At 72.4% G+C, this 22337-nt stretch carries 18 protein-coding genes and 1 pseudogene; 10 read left to right on the plus strand and 9 right to left on the minus strand.

Going from position 1 to position 22337, the window contains the following annotated elements; all coding sequences use genetic code 11:
- Positions 1-28: 28 nt before the first annotated feature.
- Positions 29-769: a 3-oxoacyl-ACP reductase family protein gene (locus tag ACWDVB_RS23240; protein ID WP_451519668.1), complete on the plus strand. Its 741-nt coding sequence runs from the start codon at positions 29-31 to the stop codon at positions 767-769.
- 78 nt (positions 770-847) lie between these two features.
- On the opposite strand, the gene alc is transcribed toward ACWDVB_RS23240, so the two are convergent.
- Positions 848-1981: an allantoicase gene (gene alc / locus ACWDVB_RS23245; RefSeq protein ID WP_451519667.1), complete on the minus strand. Its 1134-nt coding sequence runs from the start codon at positions 1979-1981 to the stop codon at positions 848-850.
- Between the two features lie 4 nt (positions 1982-1985).
- A complete protein-coding gene (allB, locus tag ACWDVB_RS23250) occupies positions 1986-3320 on the minus strand; it encodes an allantoinase AllB (protein ID WP_451519682.1) in 1335 nt (444 codons plus the stop codon).
- Between the two features lie 382 nt (positions 3321-3702).
- Here allB and ACWDVB_RS23255 point away from each other — a divergent pair, with 382 nt between their 5' ends.
- The gene (locus tag ACWDVB_RS23255) at positions 3703-4518 is read left to right on the plus strand and encodes an IclR family transcriptional regulator (protein ID WP_451519666.1); all 816 of its coding nucleotides are present in this window, start codon (positions 3703-3705) and stop codon (positions 4516-4518) included.
- Between the two features lie 3 nt (positions 4519-4521).
- On the opposite strand, the pseudogene ACWDVB_RS23260 reads toward ACWDVB_RS23255, so the two are convergent.
- Both ACWDVB_RS23260 and ACWDVB_RS23265 read right to left on the minus strand, forming a co-directional pair.
- Positions 4522-5231 (minus strand): annotated as a pseudogene (locus ACWDVB_RS23260) (response regulator).
- Positions 5228-6472, minus strand: a complete 1245-nt coding sequence (locus tag ACWDVB_RS23265) for a sensor histidine kinase (protein WP_451519665.1) — start codon at positions 6470-6472, stop codon at positions 5228-5230. Before ACWDVB_RS23265 ends, ACWDVB_RS23260 begins: the two are co-directional and overlap by 4 nt.
- Positions 6473-6740: 268 nt before the next feature.
- Here ACWDVB_RS23265 and ACWDVB_RS23270 point away from each other — a divergent pair, with 268 nt between their 5' ends.
- On the plus strand, positions 6741-8957 hold the full coding sequence (locus ACWDVB_RS23270; RefSeq protein WP_451517624.1) for an MMPL family transporter: 2217 nt from the start codon (positions 6741-6743) through the stop codon (positions 8955-8957).
- A 50-nt stretch (positions 8958-9007) separates the two neighbouring features.
- Here ACWDVB_RS23270 and ACWDVB_RS23275 read toward each other — a convergent pair whose 3' ends face one another.
- Together ACWDVB_RS23275 and ACWDVB_RS23280 are read right to left on the minus strand one after the other, a co-directional pair.
- On the minus strand, positions 9008-9715 hold the full coding sequence (locus ACWDVB_RS23275; RefSeq protein ID WP_451517625.1) for an ABC transporter ATP-binding protein: 708 nt from the start codon (positions 9713-9715) through the stop codon (positions 9008-9010).
- Entirely contained in the window at positions 9712-10824 is a 1113-nt protein-coding gene (locus ACWDVB_RS23280) for an ABC transporter permease (protein ID WP_451517626.1), read from the minus strand. Before ACWDVB_RS23280 ends, ACWDVB_RS23275 begins: the two co-directional genes overlap by 4 nt.
- A 185-nt stretch (positions 10825-11009) precedes the next feature.
- On the opposite strand from ACWDVB_RS23280, the gene ACWDVB_RS23285 reads away from it, so the two are divergent.
- Complete coding sequence (locus ACWDVB_RS23285) at positions 11010-12587, plus strand: histidine kinase (protein ID WP_451517627.1); 1578 nt, start codon at positions 11010-11012, stop codon at positions 12585-12587.
- On the plus strand, positions 12584-13243 hold the full coding sequence (locus ACWDVB_RS23290) for a response regulator (protein ID WP_451517628.1): 660 nt from the start codon (positions 12584-12586) through the stop codon (positions 13241-13243). Before ACWDVB_RS23285 ends, ACWDVB_RS23290 begins: the two co-directional genes overlap by 4 nt.
- Before the next feature lie 70 nt (positions 13244-13313).
- On the opposite strand, the gene ACWDVB_RS23295 is transcribed toward ACWDVB_RS23290, so the two are convergent.
- Positions 13314-13820 carry a universal stress protein gene (locus ACWDVB_RS23295; RefSeq protein WP_451517629.1) on the minus strand — a complete coding sequence of 169 codons (507 nt, stop codon included), beginning with the start codon at positions 13818-13820 and terminating at the stop codon, positions 13314-13316.
- Between the two features lie 109 nt (positions 13821-13929).
- Between ACWDVB_RS23295 and yczR the strand changes: the two genes are divergently transcribed.
- Entirely contained in the window at positions 13930-15399 is a 1470-nt protein-coding gene (gene yczR, locus ACWDVB_RS23300) for a MocR-like transcription factor YczR (protein WP_451517630.1), read from the plus strand.
- 105 nt (positions 15400-15504) lie between these two features.
- Here yczR and ACWDVB_RS23305 read toward each other — a convergent pair whose 3' ends face one another.
- Positions 15505-15819 (minus strand): DUF5955 family protein, encoded by a 315-nt coding sequence (locus ACWDVB_RS23305; protein ID WP_451517631.1) that lies wholly within the window; start codon positions 15817-15819, stop codon positions 15505-15507.
- 155 nt (positions 15820-15974) lie between these two features.
- Between ACWDVB_RS23305 and ACWDVB_RS23310 the strand changes: the two genes are divergently transcribed.
- Both ACWDVB_RS23310 and aceB read left to right on the plus strand, forming a co-directional pair.
- On the plus strand, positions 15975-16571 hold the full coding sequence (locus ACWDVB_RS23310; protein WP_451517632.1) for a nucleotidyltransferase family protein: 597 nt from the start codon (positions 15975-15977) through the stop codon (positions 16569-16571).
- A 226-nt stretch (positions 16572-16797) separates the two neighbouring features.
- Positions 16798-18417, plus strand: a complete 1620-nt coding sequence (gene aceB / locus ACWDVB_RS23315) for a malate synthase A (RefSeq protein ID WP_451517633.1) — start codon at positions 16798-16800, stop codon at positions 18415-18417.
- A 180-nt stretch (positions 18418-18597) separates the two neighbouring features.
- Here aceB and ACWDVB_RS23320 read toward each other — a convergent pair whose 3' ends face one another.
- Complete coding sequence (locus ACWDVB_RS23320) at positions 18598-19503, minus strand: HipA family kinase (RefSeq protein WP_451517634.1); 906 nt, start codon at positions 19501-19503, stop codon at positions 18598-18600.
- A gap of 646 nt (positions 19504-20149) precedes the next feature.
- On the opposite strand from ACWDVB_RS23320, the gene ACWDVB_RS23325 reads away from it, so the two are divergent.
- Both ACWDVB_RS23325 and ACWDVB_RS23330 read left to right on the plus strand, forming a co-directional pair.
- Positions 20150-20320: a keywimysin-related RiPP gene (locus ACWDVB_RS23325; RefSeq protein WP_451517635.1), complete on the plus strand. Its 171-nt coding sequence runs from the start codon at positions 20150-20152 to the stop codon at positions 20318-20320.
- Between the two features lie 153 nt (positions 20321-20473).
- A complete protein-coding gene (locus ACWDVB_RS23330; protein WP_451517636.1) occupies positions 20474-22324 on the plus strand; it encodes an asparagine synthase-related protein in 1851 nt (616 codons plus the stop codon).
- Positions 22325-22337 lie beyond the last annotated feature (13 nt).

Consider the following 22337-nt stretch of genomic DNA (forward strand, 5'->3'; position numbering starts at 1 on the left):
CCGATGAAGACGCGGAAGAGGTACGGACATGTCTACTCTCACCGGCAGGACGGCCCTGGTCACCGGCGGCAGCCGCGGCATGGGCGCGGCGATCGCGCTGCGCCTGGCCCAGGAGGGCGCGGACGTGGCGATCACCTACGTCCACAGTGAGGCGGCGGCCCACGAGGTCGTCGCGAAGATCGAGTCCATGGGGCGGCGCGGCATCGCCGTCCGGGCGGACGCGGCCGACCCGGGGGACGCCGCGGGCGCGGTGGAGCGCGCGGCCGACGACCTGGGCGGCCTGGACATCCTGGTGAACAACGCGGGCATCGGAGTCCTCGGCCCCTTCGGCGACTTGACGCTCGCCGACGTCGACCGGGTTCTGGCGGTCAACGTACGAGGGGTCTTCCTGGCCTCCCAGGCGGCGGCCGGACGGCTCCGCGACGGCGGCCGGATCATCACCATCGGCAGCTGCATCGCGCAGCGGGTGCCGGGCCCCGGCGGCACGCTCTACGCGACGAGCAAGGCGGCGCTGATCGGCCTCAACAAGGCGCTCGCGAGGGAGCTCGGCGGGCGCCGGATCACCGCGAACCTGGTCCAGCCGGGCCCGATCGACACCGACATGAACCCGGCGGGCGGCCCCTTCGCCGACGGGCAGAGCGCGATGACGGCGCTCGGCCGCTTCGGCTCCGCCGAGGAGGTGGCGTCCCTGGTCGGCTATCTCGCCGGGGACGACGCCGCGTACGTCACCGGCACCGAGCTGTCGGTCGACGGCGGCCACGCCGCCTGACGTGCCCGGGACATGGGTGCGGGGCGCACCGGGGCTGTCCACCCGGTGCGCCCCACGTTCAGCGGGAGCGGGCGCGGATCAGCCGCCCAGCTCCTGGTGGCGGGCCACCAGCTTGGCCGCGCCGTCCTCGGTCAGCGAACCGAACAGGCGCAGGCGGGAGATGCCGCCGTCCGGGAAGATGTCGACGCGCACATGCGTGCCGACGACCGGGGCGTCCAGGACGAAGCGGTGGTTGGTGTCGGGCTGCAGCCGGGTGCGGGGCAGCGCCTCGACCCACTCGCCGCCCTCTCCCCCGTCGCGTACGGAGAGGGAGGCCCAGCCCGCCGAGTTGCCCTTGAGGTAGGCGGTGTCGATCTCGACGGCGCGGATCTCGGACCGCTGGACGAGCTGGTAGCGGATCCAGTCGTTGCCGTTGTCGCGGCGGCGGCGGGTCTCCCAGCCGTCGTCCATCTTGCGGGAGCGGCCCGGCTGGATGGTGTTGGTGGCCGGGGAGTAGAAGCGGTCGGAGGCGTCCTCGACCCGGCCGCCGTTCTCCAGGGCGACGACGTCGAACGTGCCGAGCGCGGCGAGCCACTTGGGGTCGGCGGCGACCTCGCCGTACACGCGCAGGCGGGCTATGCCGCCGTCCGGGTGCTGGTTGACCCGCAGGTGCGTGAAGCGCTGCTCGATGCCGACGGCGAAGCCGTTGGCGGCGTGACCGCCGACGGGCGTACGCGGGACGAGCGTCGTCCACTTCACGTCGTCGCCGCAGAGCTCTTCCGGCGTCGGCGAACCCTCGACACTGGTGCCCTCGACGGAGACGGCCTGGGGGTAGTTGCCGCGGAAGTGGGCGGTGTCGATGACGATGCCGCGGATGACGCCGGGGGCGCCGAGGCGCACGAGCGCCCAGTCGTGGTCGTCCTCGGTGGGCCACGGGTGCTCGCCCGACACACCGCGCCGGCGGCGGGTTTCCCAGCCGTCCATGACCTTGCCCTTGTGCCCGAAGTGCTCGGGGTCGAACACGGCGGGGTGCGGGAGCAGCAGGTTCTCGCGCATCGCGAAGAACTCGTCGTTGGCGGCGATCACACCGGCGCCGAGCTGCCGGTCGGCGAGGTTGGCGTACTGGGTGAAGGGGAAGTCGGCCGTGCGGTAGTCGGCGTAGGGCTCGCCGCCGCCGTAGGGGCTCGCGTCGCCGGTGAAAGTAGCCACAGGGGTTGTGTGCTGCGCCGTCACTGTTTCAGTTGTTCCTTTCCAGAAGCCGGCCTGCGGGTTCGCTGAACTCGCCGCCGTGCAGGATGCGTTCGCCGCGCAGCCAGGTGGACTTCACGACGCCGCTGAGGGTCTTGCCCGCGTACGCCGTGACTCGGTTCCGGTGCTGGAGCTCCGCGGGATCCACGGTGAAGGTCTCGTCGGGCGCCAGGACCGCGAAGTCGGCGTCGCGGCCGGCCTCGATGGCGCCCTTCTGGTCGAGTCCGACCAGCTGTGCGGTGCGCGTGGACATCCAGCGCACCACGTCCTCAAGGCCGTACCCCCGCTTGCGGGCCTCGGTCCAGACCGCGGGCAGGCTCAGCTGGAGGCCGGAGATGCCGCCCCACGCGGTCGCGAAGTCGTCGGTCTTCAGGTCGGCGGTGGAGGGCGAGTGGTCCGTGACGACGCAGTCGATGGTGCCGTCGGCCAGCGCTTCCCACAGCAGGTCCTGGTTGCCTGCCTCCCGGATGGGCGGGCAGCACTTGAACTCGCTCGCCCCGTCGGGGACCTCCTCGGCGGTCAGCGTCAGATAGTGCGGGCAGGTCTCCACCGTCAGCTTGACGCCCTCGCGCTTGGCGGCGGCGATCAGCGGCAGCGCGTCCGACGACGACAGGTGCAGTACGTGGATCCGGGCGCCGATCCGCTTCGCGACGGCGATGAGGCCCTCGATGGCGGTGTCCTCGGAGACGCGGGGCCGCGTCTGGAGGTAGTCGGCGTACTTGGGGCCGCTCTTGTGCGGGGCGGCGTCCAGCTCGTGCGGGTCCTCGGCGTGCACGATGAGGAGCCCGCCGAACCCGGCGATCTCGGCCATGGAGGTGGCGAGCTGGTCCTGGTTCAGCTCGGGGAACTCGTCGACGCCGGAGGGCGAGAGGAAGCACTTGAAGCCGTAGACGCCCGCGTCGTACAGGGGCTTGAGGTCCGCCACGTTGTCGGGCAGGGCGCCGCCCCAGAAGCCGACGTCGATGTGCGCCTTGGGGCGGGCGACGTCCTGCTTGGTCCGCAGGTTGTCCACCGTGGTCGTCGGCGGCAGGGAGTTGAGGGGCATGTCGACGAGGGTGGTGATGCCGCCGGCCGCGGCGGCGCGGGTGGCGGTCCAGAAGCCCTCCCACTCCGTGCGGCCGGGGTCGTTCACATGGACGTGCGTGTCGACGAGGCCGGGCAGCAGGACGTCGTCGCCGAAGTCCTCCAGGCGTGCGCCGTCCGGTACGGCGGCGTCGTACGCGCCGACGGTCACGATCTTCCCGCCGGAGACGGCGACCGAGGCGGCGCGGGTCCCTTCCGGGGTGACGACGCGGGTGGAGCGCAGCACCAGGTCCACATGCACGCCGACGCCTGCGTCCACGTCCACGCCGTCCACGCCGTTCACGTCCTTCTCGGACACCCGCGTCCCCTTTCTTCTGTTCCGCTTCACAGACCTTTTGTTTCCGCTTAACGGAATTCAACGTTCTGTTGAAGGAGTTTTCACGCTCCGCCCCGCGGCGTCAAGGGCGGACTTCCCCACTGGACGTTTCCACAACGTGGAATTAGAATTCCGCTTGCCAGAACGTAGCTACCCACAACGGCAGCGTCACGGATCACGGGACAACCCTGCGGAGAACCGGGCAAAACCCGTCTGACCGGGGATGACGCCCCCTCGCGCGAGAGCCCCCGGGAAGAACCGCCCGGTAGGCTGCTTCCTTGCCCGCCAGCACCGAAAGGAACGCGCCGTGCCGACGTCAAGCGCCAACGACGCCCCTGCTGAAGTCGCCGTCTCGAAGCCCCCCGCCGCGAGCGGCGGTGTGCAGTCACTCGAGCGCGCCTTCGATCTGCTCGAACGGATGGCGGACGCGGGGGGCGAGGTCGGTCTCAGCGAACTCTCCGCCAGCAGCGGCCTTCCCCTCCCGACGATCCACCGCCTCATGCGCACGCTGGTCGCCTGCGGCTACGTACGCCAGCAGGCCAACCGCCGCTACTCGCTGGGCCCGCGCCTGATCCGCCTCGGCGAATCGGCCTCGCGGCTGCTCGGCACCTGGGCCCGGCCCTACCTCGCCCGCCTCGTCGAGGAGACCGGTGAGACGGCCAACATGGCGCTGCTCGACGGCGACGAGATCGTGTACGTCGCACAGGTGCCGTCCAAGCACTCCATGCGGATGTTCACCGAGGTCGGCCGGCGGGTCCTGCCGCACTCCACGGGCGTCGGCAAGGCGCTGCTCGCGTACACGCCGCCGGAGGAGGTCCGGGCGCTGCTCGCGCGCACCGGGATGCCGGCGGCCACCGAGAAGACGATCACCACGCCGGACGGGTTCCTCGACGCGCTCGACGAGGTCCGCCGCGCGGGGTACGCCGTCGACGACAACGAGCAGGAGATCGGCGTGCGGTGCCTCGCCGTGCCGGTGCCCAACTCGCCCACGGCGGCGGCCATTTCCATCTCCGGCCCTGCGGGTCGGGTCACCGAGGCGGCCACGGAGAAGATCGTGCCGGTGTTGCAGCAGGTGGCTGTGGAGCTGTCTTCGGCCCTGACCAACGCGGGGGCCGGCTCCTGAGCCTTAGCCGGTGTCGGCGTCTGTTGCCGGGTCTCGGGGTTTGACCAGGCCCGATTCGTAGGCCGCTATGACCGCCTGGGCCCGGTCGCGGGCGGGCAGCTTGTCGAAGATGCTGGTGATGTAGTTCTTGACCGTGGACAGGCTGATGTCCAGGGCGCGGGAGATCTCGGTGTTGTCGAGGCCGGTGGCCATCAGACGCCACACCTCCACCTCGCGGGGAGTGAGTTCGCCGAGATGGGTGGCGGGCGCCGGCCGTGCGTCGCGGGGCGCCCGTACGAACGTGGAGATCAGCCGGGTGAGCAGCCGCGGCGCGACCGCGGCTCCCCGGCGTGGACGGTGCGGATCGCCGCGCTCAGGTCCTCCGGGGAGCTGTCCTTGGGCAGGAATCCATAGGCCCCGGCGCGCAGGGCGCCCACGACGTACTCGTCGAGGTCGAAGGTGCTGAGCGCGAGGACCCGGCAGCCGGGCACGGCGGCGGCGAGTTCCGCGGTCGCGCCGACCCCGTCGAGGACGGGCATCCGGATGTCCATCACCACGACGTCCGGGCGCAGTCGGCGGGCGAGGGTCACGGCCTGCGCGCCGTCCTCGGCCTCTCCCACCACCTCGAAGGACGGGTCGGGCGAGAGGATCAGCGACAGGCCGCGCCGCACCAGCGGCTGGTCGTCCACGATGAGCACCCTGATTGTCGGCGGCGTCGGCCCGTTCCCGGTCATCGGCGCGCCTCCTCGTGCCCGCCGGCCGCCTCGTACGTCTCGTACGTCTTGTCCGCCTCATCCGGGGGCAGCGGCAGGTCGGCCAGCACGGCGAACCCTCCATCGGCCCGCGGGCCGACCGTGAGGGTGCCGCCGTGCAGGGCGACGCGCTCGCGCATGCCGATGAGGCCGTAACCGCCCGAGCCCGCGGCCGACGCCCCCTCCTGCGGCGGTGCGCCTCCGCCGTCGTCGCGGACCTCGATGGTGACCCGTTCCTCGCCGTACGTCAGCTGTACGGAGGCGCGGGCGGCCCCCGCGTACTTGCGGGTGTTGGTGAGCGCCTCCTGGGCGATCCTGAACACCGTGAGGCCGACGGTCGGCGGCAGTGGGCGCCGGGGCCCGCGGACGCCGAACTCCGTCGGCAGTCCGGCGAGGCGCGACTCGTCCACCAGGCGGTCGAGGTCCTCGACGCCGGGCTGGGGCAGCGACGGCGCGGCCTCCGGTTCGTCGCCGGCCCGCAGCACGTCGAGGAGCTGGCGCATCTCGCGCAGGGCGAGCCGTCCGGAGGACTCCAGGGTGACCAGGGCGTCCCGGACCACCTCCGGCTGCGCGAGGTTGGCGCGGGCTCCGCCGGCCATCAGCTGCATGGTGGTGATGTGGTGGGCCACGATGTCGTGCAACTCCCGTGCGATGCGGCGGCGTTCGTCGGCCACCGCGCGGTCGGCGAGGAGTCTGCGGTTGGCCGCCACCTCGCGCTGCCAGCGGTTGACCGCCAGTGCGGTGCCGACGACGATCAGGGTGGTGAGGGGCGAGGTGAGGGCGTCCTGCCAGGACGGGATCCGGCCGCCGCTCTGGCTCAGCAGGGTCAGCGACACCGTCGCGAACGCGGCGGCCGCCGTCACCCTGCCGGGGCAGGCCCTGGCGACCGAGTAGAGGGCGACCACCAGGACGGCGCCGAAGTGCCTGGGCAGGGGCACGGTCAGGGCGGCCGTCGCGTCGAGCGCCAGGACGGCGGCGAGCGCCGCCACCGGGTGCTCGCGCCGGGCGAGCAGCGGCATGGCCGCCAGCGCGACGAGGAGGAATCCGGTCACGCTCACGACGTGCCGGCCGTCCGGGTCGTTGAAGAACACGTAGCTGAGCAGGTTCAGCGCACAGGCCCCGCCGGTCACGAGTGCGTCGTTACGGGACCACGGCGGCTCGGCGCCGTCGGTGCGCAGCGGCTCCCGGGCATCGCCGGCCCCGGCGTATCGGCTCCTGGACATGTCCGTTGTCCCCCCCCTGTGTGTGGACAGGGTTGCACAGCGCCCTTCGTGGCAGCACCGGCGGCAGCGGGCCGTGGCGCCCGTCCCGGTCGCCGACCCGCGTCGTGACCAGGACCAGGGTCCTGGTCACGGGCCGCGGAGGGACCCAGGGCCCCGGTCCGGATCATCCGCTGCCACGACGCCCGGTGGCACCTGCCGGTGATGGTCTGGGGACATGCCGGGAGCCCCCGGCAGACGTCCGCTTCAAGTCCGTCCGCCGGAGGACATTTTGATCCGCGCCCTGACCGGATACTCCACCGGAAACCCGTGGAAGGTCATCGCTCTCTGGGTGGTGCTGGGTGTCGTGCTGAGCGCCCTGACGCCCGTACTGACCGCCCGCGTCACGCAGCACCGGACCGGTGACTTCCTGCCCCGCAGCTACGACTCGGCCGCCGCGCTGCACATCGCCCAGGAGCAGTTCGGCGACGACCCCGACGCCACCACGGTGACGGTGCTGGTCGCCCGCTCCGACGGCGAGGCCCTCGACGCCGCCGACCGGAAGCGGATCGCGGGCGGGGCGAAGAAGCTGGCCGAGCGCCGGGTGGTCATGCCCAGGGAGGACGACCGCCCGGACTTCATGGTCCCGGACCGCTCCCAGACGCCTCGGATCGCCCCGGGGGTGACGGCGCCCGACCGGAGTTTCGAACTGCTCTCCGTACAGCTGACCGGGAACCCCTCGGACAAAGGCGTCCAGGGCGTCTACCGGACCTTCCGGGACTCCGCCCGCACGGAGTTCTCCGAGGCGGGGATGCGCACCGGTTTCACCGGGAGCCTCGCCGACACCGTCGACACCACCGATGCCCACGAGACCGCCTCGAAGGTCGGGGGCGCCCTCGTCATGGGGTTCATCGTCCTGCTCAACGTGCTGGTGTTCCGCAGCGTGCTGGCGGCCCTGCTGCCGCTGCTCGCGGTCGCCGTCATCGGCGGCACGGCGGCGGGCGCCGTCGCGGGCGCCGCGCTGCTCACCGGGCGCAAGCTCGACGCGGGCACCCCGGACCTGATCAACGTGGTCCTGCTCGGCATCGGCATCGACTACCTGCTGTTCCTGCTCTTCCGCTTCCGCGAGCAGCTGCGCGACCGGCCCGGGCAGCCCGCCCGTGAGGCGGCCGAGCAGGTCTCCGGCCGGGTGGGCACCGCGATCACCTCGGCGGCGCTGACCATCGTGGCCGCGTTCGCCACGCTGGGCGTGGCGACCTTCGGGCAGTTCCGCTCGCTGGGCCCCGCGATCGCCGTCGCGGTCCTGGTGATGCTGCTCGGCAGCCTCACCCTGCTGCCGGCGCTGCTCGCGGCCGCCGGGCGCAAGATGTTCTGGCCCTCCAAGACCCTGCGCCACAAGACCGGCGAAGGCCGTGCCGCCCGCCTCGGCGCGCTGGTCACACGACGGCCCCTGACGATGCTGGCCGCCTCCGTCGCCCTGCTCGCCGCGCTGGCCGCCGGGCTGACCGGCATCCGCATGGACTACGGCCGGGCCGACTCCGGTGACCGGACCCCCGCGGCGGCCACCGCGGCCGAGATCTCCCGCGCGCTGCCGGCCGGTGTGTCCGACCCTACGAGCGTCTTCGTCACCGCCAAGGACGGCGCCACCCTCACCGCCGGCCGACTGGACGGCCTCTCCCGGGCGCTCACCCGCGTCAAGGGCGTGGGCAAGGTCGCGGAGACCGTCCTGAACAAGGACCGCCGTGCCGCCCGCATCGACCTCTACCTGACCGCGGACGCGCAGAGCCGACGGGCCCGCGACGTGGCCTCCGGACCGGTCCGGGACGCGGTCGCCCGGCACGCGCCCGCCGGGACGGCGGCATACGTGGGCGGGACGGCGGCGGTCTTCGCCGACATCTCCACCGCCGTCGACCACGACCTGAAGATCGTGTTCCCGGTCGCGGCCGCGCTGATCGCGTTGATCCTGCTGCTGCTCCTGCGCAGCCTGCTCGCGCCGCTGGCCCTGATGCTCTCCGTCGGGCTCGGCTTCGCCGCCACCCTCGGCGCGGCCACGCTGCTCTTCCAGCACGGCCTCGGCGAGCCGGGCGTCAGCTTCACCCTCCCGCTGGTGCTGTTCCTGTTCGTCGTGGCGCTCGGCACCGACTACAACATCCTGATCGCCGACCGGATCCGCGAGGAGATGCGGCGACCGGGCCCGGCGCGGGCCGCGGTGGCCCGCGCGGTCCAGCACACGGCGCCGGCCATCGCGACGGCCGGGCTGGTCCTGGCCGGCTCCTTCGCCACGCTCGCCACGAGCCCCGGTCAGGAGCAGGTCGCCTTCGCGATGGCGCTCGGCATCATGCTCTCCGCACTCGTCCTCTCGCTGATCCTGGTCCCCGCCGTCGCCGCGCTCCTCGGCCGCTCCCTGTGGTGGCCGACCCGACCTCGCCCCACCGGGGGCGACCGTGCGGATTCCGCGTCAGCACCCGCACCTGCTGCGCCTGCGCCCGACAGGGTCAAGACGTACTGAGACTCTGGTGGGCGCAGGAACCCGGGCGCCCCTGCGCCCACCAGAGCCCCCTACCCCGCCCCTCCGCGGCGCCCATCCCCCAGCCTGCCATCCACCATCGACACCACCCGGTCCGCGACAGCGAGCCCCGCCCTGTCATGGGTGACCAGCACCGTCGCCGTCCCCCGCTCCCGCGTGAGCCCCGCCAACAGGGCAAGCACCGCAGCCCCCCGCTCATGATCCAACGCACTGGTCGGCTCATCGACCAGCAACACCGCGGGCCCGTTCATCAGCGCCCGCGCGATCCCGACCCGCTGCCGCTGTCCCCCGGACAGCTGATGCGGACGCCGCCCCGCCTCCCCCGCGAGCCCCACCGCGTCCAGCAACTCCCGCGCGCGGCCCCGCACTTCCGCCGCCCGGGAGCGCCGCCGCCGCCCGTCCACATGCGCCATCAGCTCCAACTGCTCCACCGCCGTCAGCGAGGCCAGCAGATTCGGCTGCTGGAAGACGATGCCCAGGCGGCGGCGCCGCAGCTCCGCCTTCTCGGACCGGCTCAGCGTCGCCGTGTCCACGCCGTCGACCACGACCCGCCCCCGCTCGGGCGTGACCAGCGTCGCCGCGACGGCGAGCAGGCTGGACTTGCCGGACCCGGAGGGCCCCACGACCGCGGTCATGGTGCCGGCGGGCACATCGAGCCCGACGCCGTCCAGCGCGGTCAGCCGCCCCGCGCCGTCGGGATACGTGAGCGTGACGTCCTTCAGCAGCAACGACTGACTCATCGAGCACTCCCCAGCGCGACCAGCGGATCGACGGCGGTGATCCGTCGCACGGAAAGACCGGCCCCGACCGCGCCCAGCGCGATCATCACCCCGGCGGGCCACAGCACGGTCGACGGTTCCAGGACGAACGGCACGTCACCGCCGCTGATGGCCCCGCCCACCGCCGCGGCGATCCCGGTCCCCACCGCCGTACCGGCGACGAGCATCGCCACGGCCTGCCCCAGCGCGTCCCGCAGCAGATAGGGCGTGGAGGCGCCCAACGCCTTCAGGACGGCGATGTCGGCGCCCCGCTGGATCGTCCAGACGGTGAAGAACGCCCCTATGACCAGCGCGGAGATCGCGAACAGGAAGCCCCGCATCAACTGCAGGGACCCGTTCTCGGCCTCGTACGAACCGATGGCGGAGAGCGCGCCGTCGAGCGACTCCGTCTCCGTCCCCGCGGCCTCGTCCCCGGCGGCGAGGTCGACGCCAGCCGTCGTCCGCAGCGCGATCACCGTCGCCTGCCGCCCGTCCACGGAGGTCCCCCGTTCCCCGGGCCCGGTCCCGGCCCGGTTCCCGAGCCGCTGCCACTCATCGAGGGAGATCCACACCACGGGCGTATGGCTGTACGAGGCGTCGGACGCGACCCGCGCGACCCGTTCCCGCAGGGCCCCGCCCCCGAGCCGGACGCGGTCGCCCACGTGGGCGCCGAGATCCTCGGCGGCCTTCTCGGAGAGCACCACCTGCCCCGGAGCGACGCCGTCCGGGGCGATCCCGGAGTCCGGCTCGACGCCGAAGGCGGAGACCGCGGCCGACCGGTCGCCCGTGGTGGCGCTGAGGGTGCTGATGCCGATGGGCTGCGCGGACGTCACTCCGGGGCGCTCGGCCCACGTATCCCAGGCGCGCTCCTCCACCAGCGAGTTGGTGAAGGAGACGGACTGGCCGTCCGGTGGCGCGGCGAACGCCAGGTGGTCGGCGGGCAGCCCGGTGACGGCCGAGGTGTTCTCCCTGGCGAGCCCGGCGGTCAGCCCGGACAGCAGGCCGACGAGCAGGGTGATCAGCACGACGACGGCTCCCATCAGGGCGAACCGCCCCTTGGCGAACCGTAGGTCTCTCCATGCGACGAACATGCCCCCACCCTGCGGCGACGGGCGGGGGCCGGGCATCGCGCCACAGCACGGTTCACTCGAATCGAAGGGGGGAGGCGCGTTTCAACCTTTTGGTTGAGGGGGGTGGGGGCGGCCGCCCGTACGGTGGAGGAGACAGAGCCACCGGCCGCGCCACCGAGACTTAGACGAGACCCGACGCCCCTCCCATGCCTCAAACCCAAGCCCAAACCCAAACCCAAGCCCAGGCCCGCGCCTCCCACACCCGCGTCCCCACCCCCGTAACCCTCGCCCTCCGCCTCTGCCTGCACGCCCTCCTCGCGGGGCTGCTGGCGCTCGCCGCGGTCAAGGCGCTGGCGGGCGGCGACTCCGAGGGGGCGCACCCCGCCGGGGTCGTCGCGGCGGCACTGCTCATGGCCGCCGTGTACGCGGCGGGCACGCTGAGCCCCGCCGTGGCCGGGGCGCGGCGCGCGGCGGCATGGTGGCTGGCGGCGCTGGGCGTGGCCTGGCTGGCGCTGCTGGCCCTCTCGCCGGACGGGCTGTGGGCGGCGTTCCCGCTGTACTTCCTGCAACTGCACCTGCTGCCGATCCGCTGGTCGCTGCCCGCGGTCCTCGTGACGGCGGGGGCCGCGATCGGAAGCTTCGTGGTGCACAGCTCGCAGGTCACGCCGGGCAGTTTCATCGGGCCGCTGCTCGGCGCTGCGGTGGCCGTGGCCACGGTTCTCGGGTACGAGGCGCTGTACCGGGAGAGCGAGCACCGCCGCGAGCTGATCGACGAGCTCATGGCCACGCGGGCCGAACTGGCCGCCGCCGAGCGGACCGCGGGCACGCTGGCCGAGCGTGAGCGGCTGGCGCGGGAGATCCACGACACGCTCGCGCAGGGCCTGTCGTCGATCCAGTTGCTGCTGCGGGCCGCGCAGCGGGCCCTGCCGGACGGCTCCCCGGCCGCGCCGCACATCGAGGGGGCGCGGAGGGCCGCGCAGGACAATCTGGCCGAGGCCCGCCGTTTCGTACGCGCGCTCTCGCCACCCGACCTGGAGCGCGGTTCGCTCGCCGGGGCCCTGGAGCGGCTGAGCGCGTCGAGCGCGGGGCCGCGTGTGCGGTTCTCGCTCAGCGGTACGCCGGTACAGCTGCCCACCCCGTACGAAGTGGCGCTGCTGCGCGTCGCGCAGTCCGCCCTGGCGAACACGGTGCGACACGCGGAGGCCACCCGCGCCGAGATCACCCTGACGTTCATGGAGGGTTCGGTCACGCTGGACGTGGTGGACGACGGCCACGGCTTCACCCCGCCGGCCGCCGGGACACTAGACGGTACGGGCCCGCACGGCACGGCCCCGGGCGACGCGGGCCCGGACGACGACGGCAGCCCAAGTGAGAGCACCTCCGGGCTCCCCACCCAGTCTCCGGACGGCACCACCGCCCCCATGGCCGGCGGCGCGCCCAAGGACACGGGTCCGGATGGCGCGGCCCCGGGCGACGCAGGCCCGGACGACGACGGCAGCCCAAGTGACGGCGGCCGCGGGCTCACCACAGTGCCGACGCCCACCCAGTCGCCGGACGGCACCGCCCCGACAGCCGACAGGGCTCCGACGGGCGCGGCCCCGGGCGACGCAGGCCCGGACGACGACCGCCGCCCAAGTGACAGCGGCGGCTTCGGGATTCCCGCGATGCGGGCCCGGGCCCGGTCGCTGGGCGGTGCCTTCACCGTCGAGTCCGGGCCGGGGCAGGGCACGGCGGTGGCGATCTCGCTGCCGCTGCCCGCGCTGTCGAAGGAGGCCGCCGCGTGACGCGGGCGCCCGGGGCGACGGTACGGCTGCTGCTCGCCGACGACCATCCCGTCGTACGCGCCGGTCTGCGCGCGGTCCTCGACGCGGAGCCGGACTTCGAGATCGTCGCGGAGGCGGCGACGGCCGAGGCGGCGGTGGAACGGGCCGCGGAGGCCGGACCTGAGGGCGTCGACGTCGTCCTTATGGACCTTCAGTTCGGCGCGGGGATGCATGGCGCCGCCGCGACCGCCGCGATCACCGCGCGCGAGGGGGCGCCGCGTGTCCTGGTCCTCACCACGTACGACACGGACGCGGACATCCTCGCGGCGGTGGAGGCGGGCGCGGCGGGATACCTCCTGAAGGACGCGCCACCCGAGGAGTTGGCCGCGGCGGTCCGCACCGCGGCGTCGGGCCGGTCGGCCCTCGCGCCCGCGATCGCGCACCGCCTGATGGACCGCATGCGGGCACCCGCGCAGGCGCTGAGCCGCCGGGAGCTGGAGGTGCTGCGCCTGGTGAAGGACGGCCTGTCGAACCAGCAGATCAGCAAGGAACTCTTCCTGAGCCAGGCCACCGTCAAGTCCCACCTGGTGCACATCTACGCCAAGCTCGGCGTGGACTCCCGCACGGCGGCGGTCGCGACGGCCACGACCCGCGGCCTGATCCGCAGCGGTCCTTGACTCCACCGCCTGGTACGCGACACCTCTATGCCCGCCCCTATGCCCCTATGCCCCTCAGCCTCACTCCCCCTCACTCCCCCACCAACGCGAAGTCCTCCGCCCTCACCCTGCGCAACGCCCGCCGCAGGCGTCTCGGCACCCGCGGGGACGGGACGACGAGGATCGGGCACGTGGTGCGGGCGCGGACGTGGCGGTGGGTTCGGGTGGGGCGGGATCCGGTGGGGCGGGTGCCGAGGACGAGGAGGTCGTCCGGCCGGGAGGCCAGTTCGCTCAGGGCGCGGCCCGGCCGGGACCGGATCACCCGGCGCTCGGACTCGACGCCGGGCGGCGCACCGCCGAAGACGTCGTCGAAGGCGCGGTCGAGGCGGGCCCGGGCCTCGGCCTGCCAGTGGCGTGCCCACGCCCGGTCGGGGTGGCGCAGGTACAGCGCCTCGCCCTCCGGCGGCTCCCAGGCGATCACCGCGACGAGTACGCGGTGACCGCGCCGCGCCTCCTCCGCGGCGACCCGCAGCGCGGCGAGGCTCGCGAGCGACCCGCTCACCCCCACGACGACGCGTCCGCTCTCCGTCCTTGCCATCTGCACCCCTCCTGGGCCAAAAAGTGGAAAACCGGCTGGTTGAAGCCGGCTGAGAGGGAGTCTGTACGCTGATTGGCCTGGAGAGCAGGGCCAATACGCGGGAGTTGGCATGGCAGAGGCACGGGTGGTCCACACGGTGGACAGGAGGCTGGGCAGCCGTCAGCTGGCCGGCCTGCTGACCGGAACGGCCGGCGAGCACCCGGGCTACCGCGCGCTCGCCCACGGCGTACGCACCCTTCTGCTGGACGGCCGTATCCCCCTGCACACCCGGCTGCCCGCCGAGCGCGAGCTGGCCGCGGCGCTCTCGGTGAGCCGGGCCACGGTCACGGCGGCGTACGACGTACTGCGCGAGGGCGGGTACGCGCGCAGCCGCCGCGGCGCGGGCACCTGGACGGAGCTGCCGGAGGGGCGGCGGCCGTCCAGCGTGGCCGTGTTCGAGGCGGGCGACGGCGTGCTCGACCTCGCGGTGGCGGCGCCCGGCGCCCCGGAGCCGGAGCTGACCGCGGCGCTCGGCGCCGCGGCCGCGATGCTGGCCGAGCACGCGCCGACGCCGGGCTACCACCCGTACGGCATACCGGAGTTGAGAGCGGCCGTCGCCGAGCGCTTCACGCGGCGCGGCCTGCCCACGCTCCCGGAGCAGATCCTGATCACCACGGGCGCCCAGCACGCGCTCTCGCTGACCCTGTCGCTCCTCGGCAGCCAGGGCGACCGGGTCCTGGTCGAGAACCCCTCGTACCCCAACGCCCTGGACGCGATGCGCCGCGCGGGCCTGCGCGTGGTGCCCGTGCCGGTCACGGACGACGGCTGGGACAGCGGGCTCGTCGAGTCGTCGCTGCGGCAGACGGCGCCCCGTATCGCGTACCTCGTACCGGACTTCCAGAATCCGACCGGCAGTCTGATGCCGCGTGAGCAGCGCGTACGCATCCTGGAGACGGCCCGCGCCACGGGCACCTGGCTGCTGATCGACGAGACGATCGCCGACATCGCGCTCGACGGCCCGCCGCCCGCGCCGTTCGCGTCGCTGGCGCCGCACGGCGCGGGCGAACAGGTCGTGACCGTCGGCTCGTTGAGCAAGTCGCACTGGGGCGGGCTACGCATCGGCTGGGTGCGGGCGGGCTCGAAGCTGATCACGGAGCTGGCGATGGCACGGGTGCCGGTCGACATGTCGACGCCGGTCATCGAGCAGCTGGTGGCGCTGCATCTGCTGCGGGGCATGGACGACGTGCTGCGCGAGCGGCTGCCGAGGCTGCGGGCGCAGCGGGACGCCCTCGCGGCGTCGCTGGCCCGCCATCTGCCGGAGTGGCGCTGGCGGTTGCCGCCGGGCGGGCTCTCGCTCTGGGTGGACCTGGGACGGCCCGTCGCGTCCTCGCTGGCCCGCGCGGCGCTCGCGCACGGCGTACGGATCGAGGGCGGCTCACGCTTCGGGGCGGACCCCGGAACACACGAACACCGCCTCCGCGTTCCGTACACCCTCCCGCCCGAGCTGTCGGAACAGGCGGCGATCCGCCTGGCGGCGGCACTGGCCGGGGACCTCCGGACGACCGACGCCGACGCGAGCCGCCGCCCCTGGGTGGCATAACGACACGGAGGCCGACACCGACGTACGCCCCATACGCCGGGTACGCCGGGTACTCCCTGTCCTCCCTGTACTCCCTGTCCTCCCTGGACCGCCGGGCCCCCCGCCTCAGCGTCCGCCCTGCTCCCCGAACATCTCCACCGCGCCCCGCACCGCCGCGAGCCCCGTCGCCAGCGCGCTGACGGAGCCGATCGCGCCCGCGACGAGCAGCAGGGACCGCCGCAGGCGGGGGATCTCGGGGGTGCCGCCGGATGCCATGGCCGCGAGCGCGGCCAGTTCTTCCTCGGCGATGCCCCGGTCGGCGAATTCCGCCGGATGTGCGGCGAGTTCACGGCGCAGCCGGGCCACCGCGGCGCGCAGTTCCGCCACCCGCGGGTCCTCGTCGCCGCCCGTCACTCGCCTCTGCCCCATACTCCGCAACACAGCTCTCCCCCTCGCACGCCGCTGTACGCCGCCGTGCGGTTGTTCTCGTGCGTTTCCCGCGACCCCGTGCGGTGCTGGTCAGGCACCAGAGGGTCGTGGATCAGTAAACCGCTCCCGGCGCGGGATGCGCCACTTTCCGGGTGTATCCAGGAGTCATGACGACAGAGACTGAGATCGCCGGACTGCTGCTGGCCGCCGGCGGCGGCCGCCGCCTGGGCGGTCGGCCGAAGGCACTCCTGGAGCACCGGGGCCGCCCCCTGGTGGAACACGCCGTACGAGTGCTGCGCGACGCGGGCTGCGCGCGCGTGCACGTGGTCCTCGGCGCCTCCTCCGACGCCGTACGCGCGCGTGCCTCGCTCCCCGGCTGCGTACTGGTCGACAACCCGGACTGGGCGCAGGGCATGGGTTCCTCCCTCAGGGCCGGTCTCGCCTCGCTCCAGGACACGGACGCGACCGCCGCGCTGGTGTCTCTCGTCGACCAGCCGGGGATCGGCGCGGCGGCGACGGCGCGGGTGCGTGCCGCGTACCGGTCGCCGTCGACGCTCGCGGCGGCCGCGTACGAGGGGCAGCGCGGCCACCCGGTCCTGTTCGGCCGCGACCACTGGGCGGGGATCGGGACGACTGCGGTCGGCGACCGAGGGGCACGCGACTATCTGCGGGCGCACGCCGACGCGGTCACGCTGATCGAGTGCGGTGGGGTGGCCGACGCGTACGACATCGACACGGCGGAGGACCTGATCCACTTGGAGTGACCGGGATGGCACCCAGCGCCACGTTCTGTCGATGAAAAGAATCTCGACATCAACAAACGATTGAACTTCCACCATGAGGAAACTAGTATCCACTGACCAGAAGGCCCGTTACCTCGGACGGGGCCCCGCAGCCGCACCTCGGCTCCTGTGGCACTCAGTGCCACTGTGTCTGCCCGGCGGCTCGCCCGGCACCGTCCGCGCAGCTCTCTGAAGGAAGTGACAGCTCATGTCCGCACTAGCGCCGTCGCCGCTGGCCATCGTCGACGCAGAGCCCCTGCCCCGGCAGGAAGAGGTGCTCACCGACGCGGCCCTCGCCTTTGTGGCCGAGCTGCACCGGTTGTTCACGCCCCGGCGTGACGAACTCCTCGCACGGCGGGCCGAGCGCCGCGCCGAGATCGCCGCCACCTCCACGCTGGACTTCCTCCCGGAGACCGCCGCGATCCGCGAGGACGACTCCTGGAAGGTCGCCCCGGCCCCGGCCGCGCTGAACGACCGGCGCGTGGAGATCACGGGCCCGACCGACCGCAAGATGACCATCAACGCCCTGAACTCGGGCGCCAAGGTCTGGCTCGCCGACTTCGAGGACGCCTCCGCGCCCACGTGGGAGAACGTGGTCCTCGGCCAGCTCAACCTCACCGACGCCTACGAGCGCCGCATCGACTTCACCGACGAGCGCACGGGCAAGTCGTACGCCCTCAAGGACGCCGGCGAGCTCGCCACGGTCGTCATGCGCCCGCGCGGCTGGCACCTGGACGAGCGCCACCTCCAGTTCGAGGGCCGCGCGGTCCCCGGCGCGCTCGTCGACTTCGGCCTGTACTTCTTCCACAACGCCAAGCGGCTCGTCGAGCTCGGCAAGGGCCCGTACTTCTACCTCCCGAAGACGGAGTCGCACCTGGAGGCGCGCCTCTGGAACGACATCTTCGTCTTCGCCCAGGACTACGTCGGCATCCCGCAGGGCACGGTCCGCGCGACCGTCCTGATCGAGACGATCACCGCCGCGTACCAGATGGAGGAGATCCTCTACGAGCTGCGCGACCACGCCTCGGGGCTGAACGCCGGCCGCTGGGACTACCTCTTCTCCATCGTCAAGAACTTCCGCGACGGCGGCTCGAAGTTCGTCCTGCCGGACCGCAATCTGGTGACGATGACCGCCCCGTTCATGCGCGCGTACACCGAACTCCTCGTCCGCACCTGCCACAAGCGCGGCGCGCACGCGATCGGCGGCATGGCGGCGTTCATCCCGTCCCGCAAGGACGCGGAGGTCAACAAGGTCGCGTTCGAGAAGGTCAAGAACGACAAGGACCGCGAGGCCGGCGACGGCTTCGACGGCTCGTGGGTGGCGCACCCTGACCTGGTCCCGATCGCCATGAAGTCCTTCGACGCGGTCCTTGGCGACAAGCCGAACCAGAAGGACCGCCTGCGCGAGGACGTGCGGGTCGCGCCCGAGGACCTGATCGCCATCGACTCCCTCGACGCGAAGCCCACGTACGACGGCCTGGTCAACGCCGTCCAGGTCGGCATCCGCTACATCGAGGCCTGGCTGCGGGGCCTCGGCGCCGTCGCCATCTTCAACCTCATGGAGGACGCCGCCACCGCCGAGATCTCGCGCTCGCAGATCTGGCAGTGGATCAACGCGGGCGTCGTCTTCGAGAACGGCGAGAGGGCGACCGCCGACCTCGCCCGCCAGGTGGCGGCGCGGGAACTCGACGCGATCCGCGCCGAGATCGGCGACGAGGCGTTCGCGGCGGGCAAGTGGCAGCAGGCCCACGACCTCCTCCTCCAAGTCTCCCTGGACGAGGACTACGCGGACTTCCTCACCCTTCCCGCGTACGAGCGGCTGCGCTGACCTTCTTCGCGCGTACGTTCATGACCAGGCCCCCGGCACCGCACAGCGCCGGGGGCTTCGTCCGTGTCGGAGAGGCGCCCCGTCAGAGGCGCGCCCCGTCAGGGGCGCGGGGAACCGCGCGACCAGCCACGGCCGACCCGCACGACCCGAAACACACAGGCGGCAGCAGCGGCGGCGCGGTCAGTCAAGATGCGCCGACCAGTCCTGCTCAGCCGGAGGCTTCCCGTGCAGATCGGGAACGCGCTTGAGCCAATCGGGCCGCCCCTTCTCCGTGGCGGCGGCTCGCCGCGCGTCGGCCGCCGCCAGCTCCCCCCGGCTGGGGAAGTCGGTCGGCAGCCAGACCGCCGAGGAGCGCGCGCGGGCCAGCAGATAGCCGACGTACGCCTCGCGCACCTCGTCCGGCGAGGCGAACCCGGGCTCGTCGGCGAGCCAGGCATCCGGCACGAGGGCGACGATCTCGCGGAGCATGGACTCCGTGACGAGCGGCGACAGTTCCGCGTCGGCGGCGACCGTGTCGGGGCCGTAACCGCCGAGGGCGTGGTGGCGGAAGTCGTACGTCTTGTCGGGCGCGGACGCCCCCCAGCGGTGGTGGAAGACGAGGGCCGCACCGTGGTCGATGAGCCACAGCTTCGGCGGCCGGATACCGAACGTGGGCCAGACCATGAGGTTCGAACTGTGCACCGTGCGGTCGACGTTGGCCGTGAGGGCGTCGAGCCAGACGATCCTGCCGGCCTCCAGCGGTTCCACGTCGACGGCGTCCGGCGCGAAGTCCTTCGCCCCCGGCAGGAGATCCATGCCGAGGTTGAGCCCCGCGCTGGCGCGCAGCAGGTCCTGCACCTCCTGGTGCGGCTCGTCGACGGCGACCGCGGGGTCGAAATGAACGAGGACCAGCTCGGGAAAGCGCAGCCCGAGCCGCCGCGCCAACTCCCCGACAACGATCTCGGCGACCAGAGCCTTGCGCCCCTGGGCGGACCCGGTGAACTTCACGACGTACGTGCCCAGATCGTCGGCCTCGACCACGCCGGGGACGGAACCGCCGGTGCGCAGGGGCTCGATGTAGCGGGTCGCGGTGACCTCTCTCAGCATTTCCTCAGGCCACCCACTTCATCGCGCCTCCGGCATGAAGTGAGCATAGTAACCGGGGTAATCGCAGGCGAGGAGCGCCCGAGCCACCGCCCCACGGTCACCACGGACTCTCCCGTCCCCAGCATCGCCGAATCGCGTGGTGAGCAGCAAGGAGACCTTCCTCCACTGTCCCTCCGCATCCGGCCTCCCCAGGGCATGTCGACGACACGGGTCTTCTTCCTCTTCGGCAGAGTGAAGTACAGCGGCGTTTTGGGCCACCGCACGGATTTGGCGTGCACGGGGGGTGTCGAAGGGGTCGGATCGACTCGGCTGCCCCCGTCGTCCCAGGCACTGCCGACACGGCCCCATCGAGGGCCTCATGGCCGACCGAGCCGGGCTTTCACTCGTTCGGGTTAGATGCAGCTTTGTCCATCATGTAGTGGGCACGCCACTTAATAGGGCGTTTGGCTGCGGGCGGACTGTTATGGGCCTCAAGTTATGACCCATATCGAAGCGGAAGGGCACCGCTCCCGGTCAGCGACGCGCGTGTCCCGGTCGACGGGTGACAGCCCGTCGTGTGTATCCGCGTCGACCCGCGGTCAGCGCCCGAGCAGGCACTCCGCCGTGTCAGCGGAATCGACTCACATTCTCTGAAGGAGACACTCGCATGCAGTACGAGTCCACGTCGACCAGCACCGATAAAGCCGTCAGCCACACCACCACCGCCAAGCAACCGTATGAGCGTCCCACCCTCACCGAGGCCGGTGGCTTCCGCAAGATCACGGGCCTGGTCGGCAATGCCAACCCCGACCTGCTGGGCGGCCAAAGCTTGTTGTGACCGGTGTGGCGTTTCCGATGCCGTGTCCCTGAACGCGTCACTGACCGAGCGCATCGGCGGGCGGGGGCGGCTCTTGGCTGCCCCCGCCGTTCCATACCCGTGAGCGATGAGTTCAACGGATGCGTTGAACGGATGAGTTGAACGGAGGCCGCCGTGGCAGCCAACACTCCCCTTCCCCCTTCACCGTGGTTTGTCGCCTTCCCGGACACCGACGCGGTCGCGGACCATGCGGCCCGTGCCCGCGTCCTTGCCACCCAACAGATCGCACACGCCTCGGGCAGGCCCTGGCTCCTTGGCAACTGGGCGCCCGGCAGTGTCACGACGGCCACCCGCGGGCCCAACCGGCTCGCGGTATGCGGGGAACACGCCGTCACGGCCCTGGAGGCGGAACGGGCTGCGGCAGCCGCCTCGCCACGGCAACTCGACCTGTTCGCCGACAGGTGGCCGGGAAGCCACCATGTGATCGCCAGCCTCGGCGGCGAAGTGGTGGTGCGTGGCACCGTGAGCGGCGTGCGCAGCGTTTTCCACGCCGGTGTCCGGCAGTCCGGCGGGGGCCGCATCGCTTCCGACCGAGCCGACATCCTGGCCGCTCTGGTTGACGCCCGGCTCGACGAGAAGCGCCTGGCCATCCAACTTCTGAGCCCCGGTACGCTGCATCCGTTCACGGAGCAGACCGTCTGGCGGGACGTCGACGTCCTGCCTGGCGACCACCGCCTCGTCCTGGACCACGCCGGGCGCGCCCACACCAGCCGCCGCTGGACCCCACCGGACGACGCGCTGCCTTTGGCAGAGGGCGCGCGGTACGTTCGTGAGGCCCTCACCGAGGCGCTCGCCGTACGGATCGGCGGCCATGACCTGATCAGCGCCGACCTTGGCGGAGTGGACTCCACAGCCGTCGTATGCACGGCGGCGCGTGCCGGTGCCAAGCTGGTCACGTATACGGCAGCCCTCCACGATGTCCTCGGCGATGACGTCGACTACGCCCGCCGCACCGTTGAGGCACTCGGCAATGTGGAGCACCACGTGGTGCCGGCCTCCACAGTGCCCCTGACCTTCGACGGCGTAGACGCCCTGGACGACATACTGGACACGCCATCGATGTACGCGGTCAACCGCCACCGGCGCATGTACATCGTGGAGCAGGCTGCGAAACGCGGCTCGGCGTTGCACCTGAGCGGCATGGGCGGAGACGAGTTGTTCGGCGGCGCCCCTGCCCGCGTGCACCAGCTGTTCCCCCGCCACCCGCGGACGGCGTGGCGCAACGCCCGCGGGTTCACCGCGAAGTACCGGTGGTCTCGTCGGCAGGCTCTGCGCCAGCTGGCCGACCGACGTCCGTACGCGGCCTGGCTGCGGCAGGTCTCCCGCGACCTGACCAGCCCCCAGCCGCCCCTGAGTGTGCCCATGTTCACGTGGAACACTCCCCCGCGGCTGCCTCCCTGGGTCACCCCCGGAGCCGTTGATGCTGTCCGGGAGGCAATCGGTGAGCAGGCCGCGACGACACCGCCGCTCGGCGACGGGCACGGCGCACACCGTGAACTGGTCGGCATGCACAGCGTGTCCCGCTTCGCCCGGCATGTGCAACAGATGTCCATGCCGCTCGGCATCGTCTTCACCGCGCCCTATTACGACGACCGGATGATCGAAACCGCGCTCGCTGTGCGTTCCGAGGAGCGCGTAACACCCTGGCGGTACAAGCCGCTCATCGCGGAGGCGACGCGCGGGGTCGTACCTGATGTCAGCCGGGGGCGCACCACCAAGGCACACGCGACACTGGAAGAGGAGACGGGGCTGCGTCGGCATCGTGCGTCGCTGCTCGCCCTGTGCGAGGACTCGCGCCTGGCCCGGCTGGGATTGGTCGATCCGGAGGTACTGCGTCAGTGGTGTTTGCGACCTCTGCCGGCGGATCTGGAGAGCGCTCTTCTGCACCCGACCGTCGGCTGCGAGGTGTGGCTGCGCTCCCGTGAGGGGCCCCCAGTGGCATCCCCAGCGGCATCCGGCCGGTGAGCCTCGACAGTTA

It is taken from the genome of Streptomyces sp. NPDC003379 (assembly GCF_053589195.1).